A 20,154-nucleotide genomic window follows, 5' to 3' on the forward strand; every position below is an offset into this window, starting at 1 on the left:
AAGTCATAATAATTGATATAAAACGGAGGGCTGCGATGTGAACGTGGGCATTTTAGGGATCGGAAGATATGTGCCAGAAAAAGTAGTCACAAATCACGATTTAGAGAAAATCGTAGATACATCTGATGAATGGATTCGTACGAGAACGGGAATTGCAGAAAGACGCATTGCCGATGATACAATAGATACTTCATATATGGCGGTAGAGGCTTCTAAAAAAGCACTTGAAGATGCCGGGATTAGCGGAGAGGATATCGATCTGATTTTAGTGGCAACAGTAACACCAGATCGCGCATTCCCAGCAGTAGCTTGTGTCATTCAAGAAGCCATTGGCGCAAAACACGCAGCCGCAATGGATTTAAGCGCAGCGTGTGCTGGGTTTATGTACGGAATGATTACAGCGCAGCAATTTATTCAAACGGGAACTTATAAAAATGTATTAGTAGTTGGTAGTGATAAACTATCTAAAATTGTAGACTGGAATGATCGAAATACAGCAGTACTATTTGGAGACGGAGCCGGTGCAATCGTAATGGGGGCTGTTTCAGAAGGAAGAGGCGTTCTATCTTTCGAATTAGGAGCAGACGGAAGCGGCGGTAAGCATCTTTATCAAGACGAGTATGTTATGATGAACGGCAGAGAAGTCTTTAAATTTGCTGTTCGCCAACTTGGTGATTCCTGTCTTCGCGTGTTAGAAAAAGCGGGACTTACGAAAGAGGATGTGGATTTTTTAGTACCACATCAAGCGAATATTCGTATTATGGAATCTGCAAGAGAGAGATTAAATTTACCGCAAGAAAAAATGAGTATGACAATTGAAAAGTTTGGGAATACATCAGCTTCTTCAATTCCAATTGCAATGGTAGAGGAATTGCAAAATGGACGTATTCAAGATGGTGATTTAATTATACTTGTTGGTTTCGGCGGCGGATTAACATGGGGAGCAGTTGCTCTTCGTTGGGGTAAATAAGGACTGAGAGAAAAAAAGGAGTGTATTTTGTATGGAGAAAAAGAGGGTCGTAATTACAGGACTAGGAGCTGTTACACCGATCGGAACAGATGTTGAAACAGCGTGGGAAAACATTAAAAAGGGTGTATCTGGAATCGGACGACTTACAAGAATTGATCCGGAACTGTTTCCAGCAAAAGTAGCAGCAGAAATTAACGACTTTGAAGTCGAGAAATATATTGATAAAAAAGAAGCGCGCCGTATGGATCGCTTTACACAATATGCAGTAGCAGCAGCGAAAATGGCAGTTGCAGATGCAAAGCTTGAAATTACAGAAGAAAACGGACCTCGAATTGGTGTATGGATTGGTTCTGGTATTGGCGGTATGGAAACATACGAAGAACAATTTAAGATTTTTACTGAGAAAGGTCCGCGCCGCGTGAGCCCATTCTTCGTACCAATGATGATCCCAGATATGGCAGCAGGTCAAGTATCGATCGCAACAGGAGCAAAAGGAATTAACACTTGTTCTGTAACGGCTTGTGCATCTGGTGCAAACTCAATTGGTGATGCATTTAAAGCAATTCAGCGTGGTGATGCTGATGCGATGATAACAGGCGGAGCTGAAGCGCCGTTAACAAGTATGGCATTTGCAGGATTTAGTTCAGCGAAAGCATTAACATTTAATGAAGATCCAGCAACAGCTTGCCGTCCGTTTGATAAAAACCGTAGTGGTTTCGTAATGGGTGAAGGTTCAGGTATTTTAATTCTTGAAGAATTAGAGCACGCATTAGCTCGTGGTGCTCACATTTATGCGGAAATCGCTGGTTACGGTGCAACTGGTGATGCATTCCATATTACAATGCCGGCTCCTGGCGGTGAAGGCGGCGTGCGTGCAATGCGTCAAGCTTTAGCAGATGCAGGTCTACAGCCAGAAGATATTGATTACATTAATGCGCACGGTACAAGTACGGATGCGAATGAAAAGTATGAAACGATGGCAATTAAAGAAACGTTCGGTGAGCATGCGTACAAAGTAGCAATTAGCTCAACGAAATCAATGACAGGTCACTTATTAGGAGCAGCTGGTGCTGTTGAAGCGATCTTCTCAATTAAATCAATTACAGACGGAGTAATCCCTCCAACAATTAACTATGAAACACCAGATCCAGAATGTGACTTAGATTACGTACCGAATAAAGCGAGACAACAAGAAGTAAATGCAGTATTAAGTAACTCACTAGGGTTCGGTGGTCATAACGCAGTATTAGTATTTAAATCGTATAAATAATAGATGAGATAAGGAGTTTTTTCGCACTATATTGCGAAAAAACTCCTTATCTATTTTTACGCCTTTTTCCCCTTTTGCATATACATAAGAAAAAGGAGGGATAAAGATGGGGATTGTTGAAACTGCTGAGTGGTTACATCTATATTATGGACGGCCAGAAAAGCTGTGTGAAAAGTTTACGAAGTATATCCCGCTGCCAAAAGAAAGGTTGTATCGCTTTTTAATTTCTAAAGGTATGTACCGCCCAGTTATACGAGGAGAACAAGAAGTAAAAGAGTTAGAGGAAAAGGAAGTTTGGAAAGAGTTACGTACGGAGTATGAGAAACTGAAAACCTGGTTAAAAGGTCCAGATGTCCCTGTCTTTATTTTATTATCAGATTCCTATAATCGAACTATACAAGAAGAGTATAACGGTAGGGCGGGATTATCTATGCGTCACGTTATTTTCTTATTCGTATGTGGACGGAATTCGGTGGAAGAATTAAAGGTGTTATTGGCGCATGAATATCATCACATATGCAGGTTACATCAAATTGAGACGAAAGAAACAGAATATACATTACTTGATACGATGATTATGGAAGGGCTAGCTGAGCAAGCGGTAACGGAAAGATATTCAGAAAAAAACAATGCACCGTGGACGATGTATCTTTCAAAAGAAGAGGCTATTTATTATTGGAAAAATGTTGTACATGAAAGAATAAGTATAAAACGAGGAACAAGGGAGCACGACATCTTATTAAATGGATTTCACTCTTATCCAAAGATGCTTGGCTATGCGCTTGGATTTCATATTGTCAAAGATTGTGTAACATTGGAAGGAGAAGATACACTTTCTTTATTATCTATAGATGCAAAAGAAATATTGAATAAAGCAAATACATTTCATATATAAAAAACAGGAGCTCTATTTCCTGTTTTTTTTAGTATTAATAGAAGAAAAAATAATAATTAGAATATATTTCCTTAGGTGGAATAAAGTTAAGAAAAATTGAACATAATGATTGATACAAACAGTAGTGAAGTGAGGGGTAGTGAATGTTATATCTACATGATGTATGGGTAAATTGGTTTGAAGGTGAAGAGAATGGGTATAACGTTTGTCATTTTTACGAATGGCGGAAAGATGATACGATTGAGCTATTAGATCAAGTGCCATTATTAAAAGTAGATGCCACATTATATCATTACATCGAGGACGAATTGTTAGAGCTTCCGCAAAAATTGTTGGAAGACGTACATCATAAGGCATATATTCGTAAAAATCATGAACGTTTGCAGCAAGAGTATTGCTTTGTTGTTACAGATGGAAAAGGAATTATTGCGATCGACACAATTGGTTACAATGTACCAATTCGAAAAAGCAGACTTATACCGCGCCAAGAGCAGATGGTATATGAGATGGTAGAAAACGTACAAGCAGAAAAGTATGAGTTCCAAGTAGAAGAAATGGAAAAAGAACATCATATTTTATCACCATCACCTTTCATTATGAATGGCTTAACTCGTAAAGAAAGACAGCTTAAACAATTATTATTTATGGCGTTAGATCAATTACATACAACGAAAAATACAGCAGAAATTCGCTATTGGTTCACAGAGTGGGATCCATCAGCATACGGAATGGTTCAACATATGGAATTTGAAGATATTTGGGCTAAACTGTATGATGAAGCGAAAACAGGCTGGTCTGAGAAGCACGAACAATTATGTGAGCGTCTCGTAAAAGGACAGCCATTTTTTGAAAAGTTATGGGAAATGGAAAACGAGCAAAAGGTAAATTAAAAAACCGCCAATTGGCGGTTTTTTAATTTGTTGTAACTTAGCTTCAGCGGCAAGAATATTCGGTGGCTTCGCGCCTTCCTGCGAGGAAAAAAGCGCCTCTACGTCAGGAGCGCCATCCCCCTCACATTCTAAGCGAGCCGCTTCCGCTTTATATGTTACCTACGTTTTCTGCTTAGTCCCATTGCGTTTTCTACTTTGCGTAGTTGTTTGAATGCAACGCGGTTTGCTTTTTCTGCACCTTTGTCTAGAATTTCGTCTAGTTCTGGTGAGTTGATTAGTTCGTTATATTTGTCTTGGATTGGACGAATTGCTTCTACGACTACTTGTGCTAGGTCGCCTTTGAAGTCTCCGTATCCTTTTCCTTCGTACATTGCTTCGATTTCTTCAACTGTTTTTCCAGAGAATGAAGAGTAGATTGTTAATAAGTTAGAGATGCCAGGTTTGTTTTCTTTATCAAATTTCACGATACCTTCAGAATCAGTTACAGCACTTTTAATTTTCTTTTCAATTGTTTTTGGTTCATCAAGCATACTGATCATTGCTTTTGGGTTCGGATCAGATTTACTCATTTTTTTCGTAGGTTCTGTTAATGACATAACGCGAGCTCCTACTTTTGGAATACGAATTTCAGGAACAGTGAACACTTCACGGAAGCGTTTGTTGAAACGCTCTGCTAGGTCGCGTGTTAATTCCATATGTTGTTTTTGATCATCACCAACAGGTACGATTTCAGTGTTGTAAAGTAAAATATCAGCAGCCATTAATGGTGGATACGTTAGTAATCCAGCTGGAACTGAATCTCTACCAGAAGATTTATCTTTATATTGCGTCATACGTTCTAATTCACCAACGTAAGCAACTGATTGCATAATCCATCCTAGTTGAGCGTGTGCTGGTACTTCTGATTGTACAAATAAAGTAGCTTTTTCAGGATCGATGCCACATGCTACATAAAGTGCAGCAAGACTGCGAATGTTTTTACGAAGTTGTACGGGATCTTGAGGTACTGTAATCGCATGTTGGTTTACAATACAGAAATAACAGTCGTGTTCATTTTGAAGCTCTGTAAATTGCTTCATAGCTCCTAAATAGTTTCCAAGTGTAATCGTTCCACTCGGCTGAATACCAGAAAAGATAACTGACATAAGTAATTCCTCCTAAATTTGAATGCGTGATGGGGAAGAGAAGGCAAACAAAAAAGCCCATTCATCCCAAAAACTATAGGGACGAATGGACCGCGGTACCACCCTAATTATTTCACTACTGTGAAATCTCTCTAATCCATAATAACGTTTGGATATAACGCCAAAGCCTACTACTTTCGGTTCGGTTTGGTGCTCAAAAGCCCATTCCACACTGCGCAATTACTTGTTCACACCAGCCACAAGCTCTCTGAAATTGCCTCAATATGTACTCTTCTTTATCATCGCATACATATAAATTTATTTATTGTTACCTGAGCTCTTTTAATATGAAAGAACTAAAGTTTTATAACAAAATGTTTTGCTGATTATTATATCATATGGGATAGTGTTTGCAAACTACATCAAAATAGTAAAGCTAATGAGGGTCGAGAACAACCCAAGAACGATACCTGTAATACAAATTGGATACGTCCATTTGAATGAATATGTTTTATAAATACGTTCTTTCTTATCGACAGGTTCCTCTACTTCTTCAATTAAAGACTCAATTTTTTTGTTCGTACCAAATACTCTTTGGAAGGCGTAAATTGTTACATTAAAAAATCCATTTTGAAATATGAATAAAAAACCGCCAACAAGAATAAAAAATAGTGCGACATAAAACGATATATTGACAAAATTCAACAAAAAATGCGATGAAACGAGGAATGCGCCAATACTAGAAGCGATTATCGCTATGAAAATTAGTATACAAGTATGAAAAAAAACTTTATTCAAAATGTTCCCCTCCGTCAAAATATTACTAGAATTATTATACTATAAAAGCTATAATATGTACTAGAATTAATTTTTTGAAAATTATACGCAATTAAAGGTCTGATTTCAAGATGATGGTAGCAATGTTAACGTATCCCTTTACAAAAAAATAAAAAAATAAACATTTTATTAAAAATTTTAACAAAAAAACAAAAAACTATATTCACAATTGTTATATTATATGTATAATGAAAATTGTAGAAACTTGGAGATTATTCTTTCAATTCTACATTTTTACAAGTGAGGGTACAGGAAGTGCAATTAGGGGAGGCAACACAACATGAAGAAAAAGATACCGTTATTACTTGCATCGACGTTGACTGTCAGTATGTTAGGAGCTTGTAGTTACCAAAAAGAGGATAATAAAGCAGGCGCAAAAGAAAAATCCTCAAACAAGCAAGTGTTAAATCTAACCGAGACAGCTGAAATCCCAACTATGGATACGACGTTATCAACAGATGCAACATCTTCTAACATCATGAATAACACAATGGAAGGATTATATCGTCTGGGGAAAGACGATAAGCTTGTTCCAGGTGTCGCTAAATATTATGAGAAATCAGAAGATGGCAAAAAGTATGTATTTAAATTACGTGAAGATGCGAAATGGTCTAATGGTGAACCTGTAACAGCGAAAGACTTCGTTTATTCTTGGCGAAGAGCTGTAGATTCAAACACAGGTGCCAAGTTTGCTTACATACTATTTGATGTTAAAAATGCGGAGAAAGTTAACAAAAAAGAATTACCAGTTGAAGAACTTGGTGTAAAGGCAATTGATGATCATACACTTGAAGTGGAATTAGATAACCCTGTTCCTTATTTTGTAAGTTTAACAGTCTATCCAACATTGTATCCTTTGAATGAGAAGTTTGTAACAGAACAAGGAGCAAAATTTGGATTAGAATCCAATACGACACTTTATAATGGTCCATTCGTATTAAATGAATGGAAGCATGAACAAAGCTTCAAACTTACGAAGAATCTAACGTATTGGGAAAATAAAGAAGTAAAACTTGAGGAAATAAACTTCAATATTGTTAAGGATCGTTCAACTGCTATAAATTTATATGAAACGAAAGCAATTGATCGTGTAGTCTTAACATCAGAGTTTGTAGACAAATACAAATCAGATGCTGACTTCAAAACGATTAAGAGACCATCTACACAATTTATTCGCTTAAATGAAAAGAATAAATTTTTAGCAAATAAAAATATCCGAAAAGCAATTGCAATGTCCTTTGAGCGTGAAAATATCGGGAAAGTTATCTTAAACGATGGTTCAGAGGGGATATATGGTTTTGTTCCGAAAGGCTTAGCAAAAGGTCCGAATGGAAAAGACTTCCGTGAAGAAAACGGAAAGCTTATAAAAGAGGATATTAAAGAAGCTCAAAAATACTGGGAAGCTGGTAAAAAAGAACTTGGTGTAGACAAAGTAGAGTTAGAGCTATTAAACTTTGATACTGATGATGCTAAAAAAGTCGGAGAGTATTTAAAAGGCCAATTTGAAAAGAACTTACCAGGTTTAACAGTTTCAACAAAAATGCAGCCATTTGCACAAAAATTAAAACTTGAAGCAAGTGGAGATTACGCAATGTCATACGCGGGATGGAGTCCAGATTATATGGATCCAATGTCATTCCTTGAAATGTATACGACAGGTAATGCGCAAAACAAAGTAAATTACGCAAATGCAGCGTATGATGATTTAATTAAAAAAGCGAAAACAGAAGTTGATGTACAAGCTCGCTGGGATGCATTATTACAAGCAGAAAAACAACTGCTTGAAGATGCAGCGATTGCTCCAGTATATCAACCAGGAAAAGCTTATTTACAACGTGGCTCAATTACTGGCCTATTAGAACATAAATATGGCGGAGAATTTAGCTATAAGTGGGTTGAACTAAAAAACTAAAAATGGTTTCCATCATGAATAAGGGTATATGCCTATGATGGGCATATGCTCTTATTTTAAAAAAATAAAAGTAAGAATATTTTAAACTATCTTATTGCTTTTGAGAAAAACGGGGAGGTGCTTGACTATGGGACGTTATGTATTAAAACGTTTCGTGTACATGGCTTTGACATTATTTTTAATTACTACACTGACTTTCTTTTTGATGAAATTACTTCCGGGTTCTCCGCTTAAAAACCAGGAGAAACTATCACCGGCACAAAAAGAAATCATTCTTGAAAAATATGGTTTAAATGATCCAGTACCAGTTCAATATGCACGTTATTTAGGTAACTTAGCAAAAGGTGATTTAGGGGTATCATTCCAATATGATAACCGTCCAGTAACAGATATGATTGTGGATCGCATTGGACCATCAGCACAACTTGGTTTACAAGCGATTATATTAGGAACATTTATCGGTTTACTTTTAGGAATCGTTGCGGCACTTCGTAACAATACGTGGGTCGATTATGGGGCGACAATTATTTCCGTACTCGGGATGTCGGTACCATCGTTCGTATTCGCCGCATTACTACAATATTTCGTAGGGGTAAAACTTGGTTGGTTCCCAGTAGCCTTCTGGAAAGGGCCAGAGTTTACCGTAATGCCTACAATCGCTTTATCGATGGCAGTTATCGCAACAATCGCACGTTTCTCTCGTGCAGAGTTAATTGAAGTTATGCAAGCTGATTACATTTTAACAGCGAAAGCAAAAGGGATTAGTCAAGGCGTTATCATTGTAAAACACGCACTTCGTAACGCGCTAATTCCAGTTGTAACAATTTTAGGACCAATGGTTGCGGCATTAATTACAGGAACACTCGTTATCGAGCAAATTTATGCAGTACCAGGACTAGGGGAACAGTTCGTTAAATCTATTACAGTGAATGACTATACAGTTATTATGGGAACTACAATTTTCTATAGTGCGATTTTCATCTTAGTTATTTTCATTGTTGATATTTTATACGGAATTATTGATCCTCGAATTCGTTTAGCGGGAGGGAAAAAATGATGAAAGATGTACAAAAATTATCTCCAGATTTATTTCAACAAGCCAATCAAAATAATGTGGATAATGAAGTCATTGCCCGTCCAAGCTTAACGTTTTGGCAAGATGTAAGAAGACGTTTGTTCCAACATAAAGGAGCAATGTTAGGTTTCGTTTTATTAGCGCTTATTGTATTACTAGCAATTTTTGGGCCGATGGTAAGTAAACACTCGTATAAAGAGCAAGACTTAGGTCGTGCGAAATTACCACCGAAAATTCCTGTTATTGAAAATGTTCATTGGCTACCATTTGACGGTACAGATCAATATGGTGTTGACCAATATGAAAAACGTGATATTAAAGAGTATTTCTGGTTTGGTACAGATGATCTTGGACGCGATTTATGGACAAGAACATGGGAAGGTACGCGTGTATCGTTATATATCGCTCTTTTAGCAGCGGCGATTGACTTAGTAATTGGGGTTGCATACGGAGGTATTTCAGCGTTCTATGGCGGTAGAGTAGATAATATTATGCAACGTGTTATGGAGATTATTAACGGTATTCCATACTTAATCATCGTTATTTTAATGGTAATCATTATGGGATCTGGTATATGGTCAATTACACTTGCAATGGCGATTACAGGCTGGATAGGGATGTCGCGGATTGTTCGTGGACAAATCTTAAAGTTAAAAAACCAAGAATATGTATTAGCATCTCGTACATTAGGTGCAACAAATACACAATTAATTGTGAAACATTTAATTCCAAACGTAATGGGACCTATCATCGTAATGACAATGTTTACAATTCCATCAGCGGTGTTTGGTGAAGCGTTCTTAAGTTTCATTGGTTTAGGAATTCAGCCACCATTTGCGTCACTTGGTTCTCTTGTAAATGATGGTTATAAATCAATTCAAACGTATCCACATATGATGTTCATCCCTGCGGTTGTCATCAGTATGTTAATCTTAGCATTCAACTTAATGGCAGACGGATTACGCGACGCGTTAGATCCAAAAATGCGTAAGTAAAAGAGGGGAGAAGTAAAAATGAAAACATTGCTAGAGGTAAAAGATTTGCAAGTCTCCTTTGATACACATGCAGGTGAAGTACAAGCTGTACGCGGTGTTACTTTTGATTTGAAAAAAGGAGAAACATTAGCGATTGTAGGAGAATCTGGTTCTGGTAAATCAGTTACTTCTAAAGCGTTAATGGGATTAATTCCGAATCCTCCAGGACGTATTAAAAACGGTGAAATCGTATTTGAAGGTCGTGACTTAACGAAATTAACAGAAAAAGAAATGCAACAAGTGCGTGGTAAAGATATCGCGATGATTTTCCAAGATCCAATGACATCATTAAACCCAACGATGACAATTGGAAATCAAATTATGGAAGGCCTTATTAAACACCAAGGGATGAGTAAAGCAGATGCACGTAAAGTTGCGTTAGAATTAATCGACCTTGTAGGTATTCCGAATCCAGAAGCGCGCTTAAAACAATATCCTCACCAATTCTCAGGTGGTATGAGACAGCGTGTAGTTATTGCGATGGCGTTAGCTTGTAATCCGAAATTATTAATTGCCGATGAGCCGACAACAGCGCTAGATGTTACAATTCAGGCGCAAATTTTAGAGCTTATGAAAGACATTCAGCAAAAAACAGAAGCGGCCATCATTTTCATTACGCATGACTTAGGTGTAGTGGCAAACGTTGCGGACCGCGTAGCAGTTATGTACGCTGGTAAAGTTGTTGAAATTGGAACGGTTGATGAAATTTTCTACAATCCAAAACATCCGTATACTTGGGGCCTAATCGCATCTATGCCAAGTTTAGATGGTTCAGAAGAAGAGTTATACGCAATCCCTGGAACGCCTCCAGATTTATTAAAGCCGCCAAAGGGAGATGCTTTTGCACCACGTAACCCGCAGGCGCTGAAAATTGATTTTGAAATGGACCCACCTTTATTTAAAGTAAGTGATACACACTACGCGGCAACTTGGTTACTTCACGAGCAAGCTCCAGAAGTAAGACCGCCGGCAGTTGTTGAAAAACGCATTCTTCAAATGAAAGCAGGTGAACAACATGACTAAACAACGTGAGAAATTAATTGAAGTAAAAAATGTAAAGCAGCACTTCGACGTGAGTGGTGGTGTTGTCAAAGCGGTTAATGATATTTCATTTGATATTTACCGCGGAGAGACATTTGGTCTTGTAGGAGAATCAGGTTGTGGTAAATCGACAACTGGAAGAACGATTATTCGTTTATATGATGCAACTGCTGGTGAAGTATTGTTCGATGGTGAAAATGTACATGGTAAAAAATCACGCGCACAACTGAAGAAGTTCAACCGTAAAATGCAAATGATTTTCCAGGATCCATATGCATCATTAAACCCTCGTATGACAGTAGGGGATATTATTGCAGAAGGTATTGATATTCACGGACTAGCAAAAGGCAAAAAAGAGCGTATGGACCGTGTTCATGAATTATTAATCACAGTTGGTTTAAATAAAGAGCACGCAAACCGTTTCCCGCATGAATTCTCAGGTGGACAACGTCAACGTATCGGTATCGCTCGTGCACTTGCTGTAGAACCTGAATTTATCATTGCCGATGAGCCAATCTCAGCACTTGATGTTTCAATCCAGGCGCAAGTTGTAAACTTACTGAAAAAGTTACAAAAGGAAAAAGGTTTAACATACTTATTCATTGCCCATGATTTATCAATGGTAAAATACATTAGTGACCGCATCGGCGTAATGTACCGTGGTCAAATCGTTGAACTAACAACAAGTGAAGAGTTATATGCGAATCCAATTCATCCATATACGAAATCACTATTATCAGCAATTCCGCTTCCAGATCCAGATTATGAGCGCAATCGTAAACGTATCGTATACGATCCATCTCAGCATGATTATGCTAGTGAAGCACCAACAATGCGTGAAATTCGCCCAGGACATTTCGTATTATGTTCTGAAGCGGAGTATAAGAAATATAAAGAGATTTATCAATAAGAAAAAGAGCCATTCTTCCATTGCGGAAGGATGGCTCTTTTTCTATTCTATAAACAGTTGTATTGTTAACATTTGTCGGTAAGTGAATATAAATGTTATTTTCCAATGAATGCATTTTAATTAAACGAGTATTACTGTGCCTGAACAGAAACAATCTCTTCTTGTTCTTCCGGTTTAACGAGTGCATAACGTTCCCACGCTCTACTTTTCCAGCGGAAGAACATAATGATGGCACGTGTCCATTCATCAATAGCAATCGCTAACCAAATACCAACGAGCCCCATATCTAAATGGAAGGCGAAAAAGTAGCCGAGTGGTAAACTCATTAACACCATAGAGAATGCGCCGATTAAAACGGGGTACTTTGCATCACCAGCTGCGCGAAGTGAATTAATGATGACGATGTTCATCGTACGCCCTGTTTCAAGTAGTACACTTAGTAAAAGAACCGATGCACCTAACGTAATAATGTGCGGATTATCTGTAAATAGTCCCATTAATTGTGTACGGAATGTAATGACGAGAGCGACCATACATAAAGTGACTCCAATTGCCCACTTTACACTTTTCCATACGCGTTCATACGCTTCATCTTTTTCACCACCGCCAACGAGACGCCCGATAATAATGGCTGTTCCCATACCGATCGCAATCGCGAATAAATAAGTGAACATAGAAATGTTCGTAGCGTATTGTCTCGCCGCTAATGATTCCGTTCCTAAGTATGTTGCATAGTATAAGAAGACAATTTGGCAAGCTTGATACATAACCTGCTCAAATGCAGAGGGAATCCCAATCTTTAAAATTTTCCCGATGTATTCTTTTGATAAGGTGAAGTAATATTGTAATTTCACACGGTATTCCATAACGCGGTACAGTAACCAGAAGAAAACGATAAGAGCGATTAACCTGCTGACAGCAGAAGAAATGGCAGCCCCTTGTACACCGAGCTCTGGGAAACCGAATTTCCCGAAAATAAGTACGTAGTTTCCGGCAATATGAATAATGTTCATTCCAAGTGAAATAAACATTGCTTGCTTTGTGAAGCCATGTACGCGGATAATTGCGGCTAATGAATTAATAATAGCTTGAAGGAAAATAGCCCCTCCGACGATGGATAAATAGCCTTGCGCATACATGAGTACATCGCCTTGTAAGTTCATTGCCATCATCATATGTTTTGAAAATAATAGAAAACCAGCGCTTATAACGAGCCCGACCACTAAATTTAATGTGACGGCTAAAGCTGATATTTTAGATGCTTCCATAAAACGTTTGGAACCGAGGTATTGAGATACGACGATAGCTGCGCCGTTCCCGATGACTTCTAGTACCAAAATAGCGATATGGAGGTATTGATTTGCTGCACCAACCCCAGATACAGCATCGTCTGATAATGCACTTAACATGAAAGTATCAGCGATCCCCATTAACATAAATAGAAAAACTTCTAGAAAAATAGGCCATGTTAATAAGAATAAACTTAATTTCTCTGTCGGCCCGTTTTTTGCCTGAATTGCTGTCATGTCCGTCCCCTCTTTACCGATATCTATTTTTAGCAAAATGTATCGTAACATACTTTCTTATCCTTTGCACTCATTTTAGCCTACATATTTTTATTATGAAGGGGGCGCTATTTTATGATAAAAAGAGAAGGATAATTATACATAAAATATTATAGGATATAAAATTCGTTTTTATTTGATAATTTAGAAAAATATAAAAACAATTATTTTCAACACTTTAGTAGGGAAAATCAACAATATGAAACGTTTACAAAGGTTTATTTCTTAACAGAAAATTTTAATAAAATAGAAATATAAATATACAAAAAATATATTTGTGTGTATAATATGAATTGTTAGAACATATATATATTTCTATTTGTTTGAAAATGAAAGGGCTAACATTTTTTTGGAGGGTGGAAGTATGAAAAAAAAGATACCAGTTTTTGTAGCGTCAACAGTAGCAATGAGCATGATATTAGGGGCATGTAGCTACCAAAAAGATGAACCGCAAGCGAACGCAAAAGGGGATAGCGGGAAAAGCGGTGCGAAGCAAGTTATTAATCTAACAGAAGTGTCTGAAATTCCGACAATGGATACAACACTTGCCTCGGATGCTGCTTCTTCAAAAGTTATGAATAATACGATGGAGGGGCTATATCGACTTGGGAAAGGCGATAAGTTAGTTCCAGGTGTAGCGAAATCCCATACGAAATCTGAAGATGGTAAAAAATATACATTTAAATTGCGTGAAGACGCTAAATGGTCGAATGGTGATCCTGTAACAGCAAAAGATTTTGTATATGCATGGCAAAGAGCTGTTAACCCTGATACGGCAGCGAAATCAGGATATATCATGCTAGATGTGAAAAATGCAGAGAAAATTAATAAAAGAGAGCTATCACCAGATCAATTAGGTGTAAAAGCGATAGATGATTATACATTAGAAGTTGAATTGGATAATCCAGTTCCATATTTTCTTGATTTAACGGTGTATCCACTATTTTTCCCATTAAATGAGAAGTATATGAAAGAACAGGGACAAAAATTTGGTTTGGAAGCAAATACAACTTTGTATAACGGTCCATTTGTATTAAATGAATGGAAACATGAACAAAGTTTCCAATTAAAGAAAAATCCAAGTTATTGGGATCAAAAAGAAGTGAAATTAGAAGAAGTTAATTTTAATGTTGTAAAAGATACAGGAGCAGCTGTTAATTTGTATAATACGAATGCGATTGACAGAGTTGGTTTATCAGCAGAATTAGTTGATAAGTATAAAGGGCAAAAAGATTTTAAAACAATTAATGATCCAACTGTGTTCTTCTTGCGTTTTAATCAAAAAAATCCAGCGTTAGCTAACAAAAATATTCGTAAGGCTATTTCTAGTGCATATGATCGAGATGGTATTGGTGAGGTTATTTTAAACAATGGTTCTAAGGGAGCTTATGGTTTAGTACCATCTGATTTTGTTAAGGGACCAGATAAGCAGGATTTCAGAAAAGAAAATGGAAAACTTTCAAAAGTAGATGTAAAGGAAGCTAAAAAATTCTGGGAAGCGGGAAAGAAAGAATTAGGTAAGGATAAAATAGAACTAGAATTCTTAAACTTTGATAATGAAGAATCTAAGAAAATTGGTGAGTATGTAAAGGGAGAGTTAGAAAAGAATTTACCAGGTCTAACAGTAACGATTAAGATGCAACCATTTGCACAAAAATTAAAACTTGAAGATAGTGGACAGTTTGATATGTCGTTTACTGGATGGGGACCTGATTTCCCTGATGCAATCACATTCCTTGATATGTTTATAACAGATGGTTCACAAAATAAAATGAATTATTCTAATGCCCAGTATGATGGTCTTATTAAAAAGGCAAAGCAAGAAGGTTCAGATGTAAAAGGACGTTGGAATGACCTGTTAAAAGCGGAAAAAATCTTATTTGAGGATGCAGCAATTGCACCAGTATTCCAACGCGGTAGATCTATATTAGAAAGAGAAACAATTAAAGATGTATATATCCACAAATATGGCGGCGAATTAAGCTTTAAGTGGGCATCTGTAGAAAAATAAAAAAAGCAGGCTAACCGCCTGCTTTTTTTAATACGTACGTTTCTTATAAATACCTTTCCCGCCAACTTGGTTCCAGCCGGATTGGACATCCAAGCTTTTATTAACAAACTTCATTTTTTCTTTTCCGCCAAAGAGTTTTTCACCAATGCTATTTGTAATGACACCAATCAATGCTGTGATTCCGATGATGAGGGCAGCAACAGTGACAAAATCAATAAAAAAAGCAATCATTTGCAAATTCCCCCTTTGCCTGTCTGTATGTTTATTGTATGAGATAAAAGATAAAAAAGAAAGAAATGTCAGAAAAATAATTGATTTATTTTAGAAATCGTATAGACATGGATGAGGATGTTTGTTAAAATAAGAACAAGTGTTCCTTTTAATTCTCACTTGTATAGTCTTACATTTCTTAATTGATTTATGAAGAAAAGGTAAGAAAACGTTCTCTTTTTCATAGAGAAGATTATGGGGAAATAACTGTATATCACATGAAAAATCTATGACAAGCCAGTATTAAGAGGGTTGAAGGTTATTGTTAAATTACAGCTGAAGTGAGTGTGATCATGTTACATAGCAGTGGAATACACGGAAGAGTTTTCTCAATTAGAAGGAAATTTACTGTATATTTCTTGCAAAATCTATTGTATAATGATTATAGAAGTTACTTATTAAAAGTAATTGTTGTTTGCTCAAAGTTGTTGCTTACATGAAATGAGATTTTTTGCACTTTGTTATAAGACAAGGTATCGTAAAAAATTGCTGAATTTAGAAATTTAAACTGTAATTAGTACAGAATTTGTACTCTTTAAGGAGAGTGAGCTTTGTATGGTAACATTATATAGTTCTCCAAGCTGTACGTCTTGTAGAAAGGCGAAATTATGGCTAGAGGAAAATCATATTCCTTATACAGAACGTAATATTTTCTCAGATCCATTAACGATTGAGGAAATTAAAGAGATTTTACGTATGACAGAAAGCGGAACGGATGAGATTATTTCTACTCGTTCGAAAGTTTTCCAAGAATTAAATGTAAACTTAGAGTCTTTACCACTTCAAGATTTATATAAGATGATTCGTGACTATCCAGGGATTTTACGTCGTCCAATTATGATTGACGAGAAGCGCCTTCAAGTAGGTTACAATGAAGACGAAATCCGCCGTTTCTTACCACGTACAGTAAGAACGTTTCAATTACGTGAAGCACAGCGTCTTGTAAATTAATTATAATAATATGAAAACCTTCTACCTATTATATAGTAGAAGGTTTTTTTTAATGTTTCACATTTCGTAATCGAACTTGTTGCACGATAATACCGATGCATAGAACAGTGAAAATGAATAAGAAAGGCATGCTTGTGGTGAAATTTGGATTATTATGAAAGAACGTTGCAAGCCTGTCTTCATGTGTAACCATTTTTCCTGCTGTATAGGCGAGAATCGCTGCTCCGCAATAAATGAGGAATGGAAAGCGTTCCATAAGTATTAAAATAAGTTTGCTGCCCCAAATAATAATCGGGATAGAAATGAGTAAGCCGATTATTACGAGTAAAAATCTTCCGTGAGCTGCACCTGCAATGGCAATAACGTTGTCAAACCCCATAACGAGATCCGCGAATACAATTGTACGCACAGCTTGAAATAAAGTTGTTTTCCCCTGAATAGCAGAAAGATCGTTGCTATTATCAGTTAGTAAATTTACTGCAATTAGTGTAAGTAAAACGCCTCCAATAAGTTGCAGAAATGGAATGTCGAGTAAATAGACAGCTAGTATAGTAAGGACAATTCTTAGTACGATTGCTAAAAGAGTACCAATCAAAATGGCTTTATTTCGTTTCGATTCAGGTAAATTTCGGCTAGCTAGTGCGATGACGATTGCGTTGTCACCACCTAATACAACATCGATACCGACAATCATTAGTACAGATGTTAAAAACTCTAAGTCCATTCGTCTGCCTCCATTTATGATGTTTTAATAAGCGAACTGTATGTATGTGGTGAAGAGAGAGACTAAATCACCTTCTCTAATAAAAGTTTCACTTTATTACAGTGTACGGGGGAGGGTGGAAATGTATGTCCAAATTTTTTATGAGTGAGAAATCGCTATAATGATATATTTGTGTAGATGGTCGAATAAAGATAGGCATATAACTATTTTTGTAAAATAAATCGATTTTATTTCCATTCTGGAGAATCTTATCATAAAATGAGAGTACAAGAATCTATTGATTTGTCATATGAGTGGGGAATCCCTTCATAACAATTCTAAGCAGGAAGGGAGAGTTGTATTTTGGATATTGAAAGAATTAATGACCATACGATGAAATTTTTTATTACGTACATTGATATAGAGGATAGAGGGTTTAATCGTGAAGAAATTTGGTATGACCGCGAACGAAGTGAAGAGCTCTTTTGGGAGATGATGGACGAAGCTCGTGATCATGATGATTTCTTTATTGATGGACCGTTATGGATTCAAGTGCAAGCAGTCGATAAAGGGATTGAAGTACTTGTAACGAAAGCAGAGCTTTCAAAGGATGGACAAAAGCTAGAACTACCAATAGGTGTAGATAAAATTATAGACATTCCTCTAGATGAAGGCATTGAATCATTATTCCAGCAAGAATTAGTGGAAGAGGTAGAGGAACAAGCAGGAACAAACTTTAATGAAGATGGTACGTTTGGATTTTTAATTAAATTTAATGATTTTGAAGATGTCATTTCATTAAGCCACCGTCTTATCTTTGAAGATATAAAAGATGAGCTGTATTCATTTGAGAACCGCTATTATGTATATGTGGAATTCGATGAAGTGCTACATGATGAAGAAGAAATTGATCGTATTTTAAGTATTGTTTTAGAATACGGAGAAGAATCAACTTTAACAATTCATCGTGTAAGTGAGTATGGGAAACAAATTGTGAAAGAGCATGCGCTTGAAACAATTCGCAATAATTTTCCTGCTAAAACGTAGGCCGATTTCTGTAGTATGAAATCGGCTTTTTATATGAAGAATAGGAAAGCTTTCTTAGTAAGGAGGTAAGAGATGAAAAATACGTTAAAGTTGATTTTCTTTGTTTTACTATTGTTCGCGTTATTTGTTTCGTTACGTATGTTTATTGATGTAGCATTTTATTCGGATGTAATTGGTATAAAAAATGTTTCGATTTTAGGTATTATTAGTATTTTATTTACGGTATCTGCATTTTTAATTGGCTGCGTTATTTTCTTGGAGAACCGTCATCCGTCTAAAACACTTACATGGCTCATTGTGTTAGGTATTTTTCCGGTATTTGGATTCTTCGCTTATTTATTATTTGGACAGAACTTTCGGAGGAAGAGATTGTTCCAAAAGAAGGCGTTGCTCGATGAACAAGCATTTTTACAATATAAAGGGCATGAAGATTATGAAGAACGGATTTTGCGCAATCATAAGCACCAAGAGCTGTTATTTCGTTTAGCGGACCGCTTAGGCGCTTTAAATATTTCATTTCAAACTGAAACGAGAACATTAACAAATGGAGATGAAACGTTTCAGGCCATTTTAGATGGATTAAAACGAGCGAAACACCACATTCATATGGAATATTACATTGTGCGTGATGATAAGCTTGGAACAGAAATTAAAGATATTTTAATACAGAAATCAAAAGAAGGTGTTGTCGTTCGTTTTTTATATGATGCGGTTGGAAGTTTTAGATTATCGAATTCATATATTGAAGAATTGAATGATGCAGGAGTAGAAATGATTCCGTTTTTCCCTGTGCGCTTTCCGATTTTAAACGATAAGATTAATTATCGAAACCACCGGAAAATCGTTATTATTGATGGAAATGAAGGATTTGTCGGTGGATTAAATATTGGTGATGAATATTTAGGGAAGGATAAATATTTCGGTTTTTGGCGAGACACGCATTTATATTTGCGTGGTGAAGCTGTTCAAAGCTTGCAACTTATTTTCCTTCAAGATTGGTTTTATATGACTGGTGAGGCTGTGCTGGCCCCTGAATATTTACAAGCGAAAGCAGTTGAGGGTGATCATTGGGGAGGCGTACAGCTCGTTGCAGGTGGACCAGATAATAAATGGGAAACAATTAAACATTTATATTTTGCCATGATTTCTTCTGCACGGAAATCAATTTGGATTGCGACGCCGTATTTCATTCCAGATGATGATATTTTATCCGCATTAAAGGTAGCTGCACTTGCTGGTATTGATGTCCGTTTGTTAATGCCGAGTAAGCCTGATAAGCGCACCGTCTTTTACGCATCGAGATCGTACTTCCCAGAGCTATTAGATGCAGGGGTAAAGATATATGAATACGAAAAAGGCTTTCTTCATAGTAAAGTTGTCATTGTCGATTCTGATTTAGCTTCAATTGGGACTGCTAATATGGATATGAGAAGTTTTCATTTGAACTTTGAAGTAAATGCCTTTTTATATGATACAGACAGTATTCGAAAACTTGTTCAAGATTATAAAGAGGATATAGAAGAATCAAGTGAAATTCATGTCGATCGTTTTCATAAAAGGCGTCTTCATAGACGAATTGTTGAATCGACGTATCGATTATTATCACCTTTATTATAAAAAGAGATGTCCGAAATTGGGACATCTCTTTT

General features: G+C 36.6%; 18 protein-coding genes and 1 other annotated feature. Of the genes, 13 read left to right on the plus strand and 5 right to left on the minus strand.

The features are described from left to right. Nucleotides 1-37 precede the first annotated feature (37 nt). From fabH to QCI41_RS24240, 4 genes are all read left to right on the plus strand, one after another. Nucleotides 38-970, plus strand: coding sequence for a beta-ketoacyl-ACP synthase III (fabH, locus tag QCI41_RS24225; RefSeq protein WP_001100551.1), 933 nt, complete (start codon nt 38-40; stop codon nt 968-970). Between the two features lie 31 nt (nt 971-1,001). Further along, nucleotides 1,002-2,240, plus strand: coding sequence for a beta-ketoacyl-ACP synthase II (gene fabF, locus QCI41_RS24230; RefSeq protein WP_000412643.1), 1,239 nt, complete (start codon nt 1,002-1,004; stop codon nt 2,238-2,240). A gap of 106 nt (nt 2,241-2,346) precedes the next feature. After that, the gene (locus QCI41_RS24235; protein WP_046957009.1) at nt 2,347-3,135 is read left to right on the plus strand and encodes a DUF2268 domain-containing putative Zn-dependent protease; all 789 of its coding nucleotides are present in this window, start codon (nt 2,347-2,349) and stop codon (nt 3,133-3,135) included. A 143-nt stretch (nt 3,136-3,278) separates the two neighbouring features. Further along, nucleotides 3,279-4,025, plus strand: coding sequence for a YjbA family protein (locus QCI41_RS24240; protein WP_000966116.1), 747 nt, complete (start codon nt 3,279-3,281; stop codon nt 4,023-4,025). A 155-nt stretch (nt 4,026-4,180) separates the two neighbouring features. Here QCI41_RS24240 and trpS read toward each other — a convergent pair whose 3' ends face one another. Together trpS and QCI41_RS24250 are read right to left on the minus strand one after the other, a co-directional pair. Further along, nucleotides 4,181-5,170 (minus strand): tryptophan--tRNA ligase, encoded by a 990-nt coding sequence (gene trpS, locus QCI41_RS24245; protein ID WP_000110999.1) that lies wholly within the window; start codon nt 5,168-5,170, stop codon nt 4,181-4,183. 74 nt (nt 5,171-5,244) lie between these two features. Then, nucleotides 5,245-5,461 (minus strand) — a binding site (T-box leader). A 105-nt stretch (nt 5,462-5,566) separates the two neighbouring features. Next, entirely contained in the window at nt 5,567-5,947 is a 381-nt protein-coding gene (locus tag QCI41_RS24250; protein ID WP_048559568.1) for a DUF3899 domain-containing protein, read from the minus strand. Nucleotides 5,948-6,266: 319 nt separating this feature from the next. Here QCI41_RS24250 and QCI41_RS24255 point away from each other — a divergent pair, with 319 nt between their 5' ends. From QCI41_RS24255 to QCI41_RS24275, 5 genes are all read left to right on the plus strand, one after another. Then, nucleotides 6,267-7,898: a peptide ABC transporter substrate-binding protein gene (locus QCI41_RS24255; RefSeq protein WP_353836458.1), complete on the plus strand. Its 1,632-nt coding sequence runs from the start codon at nt 6,267-6,269 to the stop codon at nt 7,896-7,898. Between the two features lie 127 nt (nt 7,899-8,025). Next, a complete protein-coding gene (gene opp3b, locus QCI41_RS24260; RefSeq protein ID WP_063260236.1) occupies nt 8,026-8,955 on the plus strand; it encodes an oligopeptide ABC transporter permease in 930 nt (309 codons plus the stop codon). Then, nucleotides 8,952-9,968, plus strand: coding sequence for an oligopeptide ABC transporter permease (gene opp3C, locus QCI41_RS24265; protein WP_063260237.1), 1,017 nt, complete (start codon nt 8,952-8,954; stop codon nt 9,966-9,968). The genes opp3b and opp3C overlap by 4 nt, the downstream gene beginning before the upstream one ends. Before the next feature lie 18 nt (nt 9,969-9,986). Next, nucleotides 9,987-11,030: an ABC transporter ATP-binding protein gene (locus tag QCI41_RS24270; protein WP_000854348.1), complete on the plus strand. Its 1,044-nt coding sequence runs from the start codon at nt 9,987-9,989 to the stop codon at nt 11,028-11,030. Then, nucleotides 11,023-11,958: an ABC transporter ATP-binding protein gene (locus QCI41_RS24275; protein WP_000166352.1), complete on the plus strand. Its 936-nt coding sequence runs from the start codon at nt 11,023-11,025 to the stop codon at nt 11,956-11,958. The genes QCI41_RS24270 and QCI41_RS24275 overlap by 8 nt, the downstream gene beginning before the upstream one ends. A gap of 131 nt (nt 11,959-12,089) precedes the next feature. On the opposite strand, the gene QCI41_RS24280 is transcribed toward QCI41_RS24275, so the two are convergent. Beyond that, nucleotides 12,090-13,535 (minus strand): MATE family efflux transporter, encoded by a 1,446-nt coding sequence (locus QCI41_RS24280; RefSeq protein ID WP_353836457.1) that lies wholly within the window; start codon nt 13,533-13,535, stop codon nt 12,090-12,092. A gap of 352 nt (nt 13,536-13,887) precedes the next feature. Between QCI41_RS24280 and QCI41_RS24285 the strand changes: the two genes are divergently transcribed. After that, a complete protein-coding gene (locus QCI41_RS24285) occupies nt 13,888-15,534 on the plus strand; it encodes a peptide ABC transporter substrate-binding protein (RefSeq protein WP_353836456.1) in 1,647 nt (548 codons plus the stop codon). A gap of 27 nt (nt 15,535-15,561) precedes the next feature. Here the strand turns inward: QCI41_RS24285 and QCI41_RS24290 are convergent, their stop codons facing one another. Next, nucleotides 15,562-15,765: a hypothetical protein gene (locus QCI41_RS24290; protein ID WP_000559978.1), complete on the minus strand. Its 204-nt coding sequence runs from the start codon at nt 15,763-15,765 to the stop codon at nt 15,562-15,564. Between the two features lie 594 nt (nt 15,766-16,359). Here QCI41_RS24290 and spx point away from each other — a divergent pair. Next, complete coding sequence (gene spx, locus QCI41_RS24295; protein ID WP_000258267.1) at nt 16,360-16,755, plus strand: transcriptional regulator Spx; 396 nt, start codon at nt 16,360-16,362, stop codon at nt 16,753-16,755. Between the two features lie 49 nt (nt 16,756-16,804). On the opposite strand, the gene QCI41_RS24300 is transcribed toward spx, so the two are convergent. Beyond that, nucleotides 16,805-17,479 carry a TerC family protein gene (locus QCI41_RS24300; protein WP_000362613.1) on the minus strand — a complete coding sequence of 225 codons (675 nt, stop codon included), beginning with the start codon at nt 17,477-17,479 and terminating at the stop codon, nt 16,805-16,807. Between the two features lie 342 nt (nt 17,480-17,821). Here QCI41_RS24300 and mecA point away from each other — a divergent pair, with 342 nt between their 5' ends. Both mecA and QCI41_RS24310 read left to right on the plus strand, forming a co-directional pair. Continuing rightward, on the plus strand, nt 17,822-18,505 hold the full coding sequence (mecA, locus tag QCI41_RS24305) for an adaptor protein MecA (RefSeq protein WP_000350711.1): 684 nt from the start codon (nt 17,822-17,824) through the stop codon (nt 18,503-18,505). 72 nt (nt 18,506-18,577) lie between these two features. Then, nucleotides 18,578-20,122 carry a cardiolipin synthase gene (locus QCI41_RS24310; RefSeq protein ID WP_353836455.1) on the plus strand — a complete coding sequence of 515 codons (1,545 nt, stop codon included), beginning with the start codon at nt 18,578-18,580 and terminating at the stop codon, nt 20,120-20,122. Nucleotides 20,123-20,154 lie beyond the last annotated feature (32 nt).

The sequence above is a fragment of the Bacillus cereus group sp. MG4 genome, assembly GCF_040460055.1.
GTDB lineage: Bacteria > Bacillota > Bacilli > Bacillales > Bacillaceae_G > Bacillus_A > Bacillus_A wiedmannii.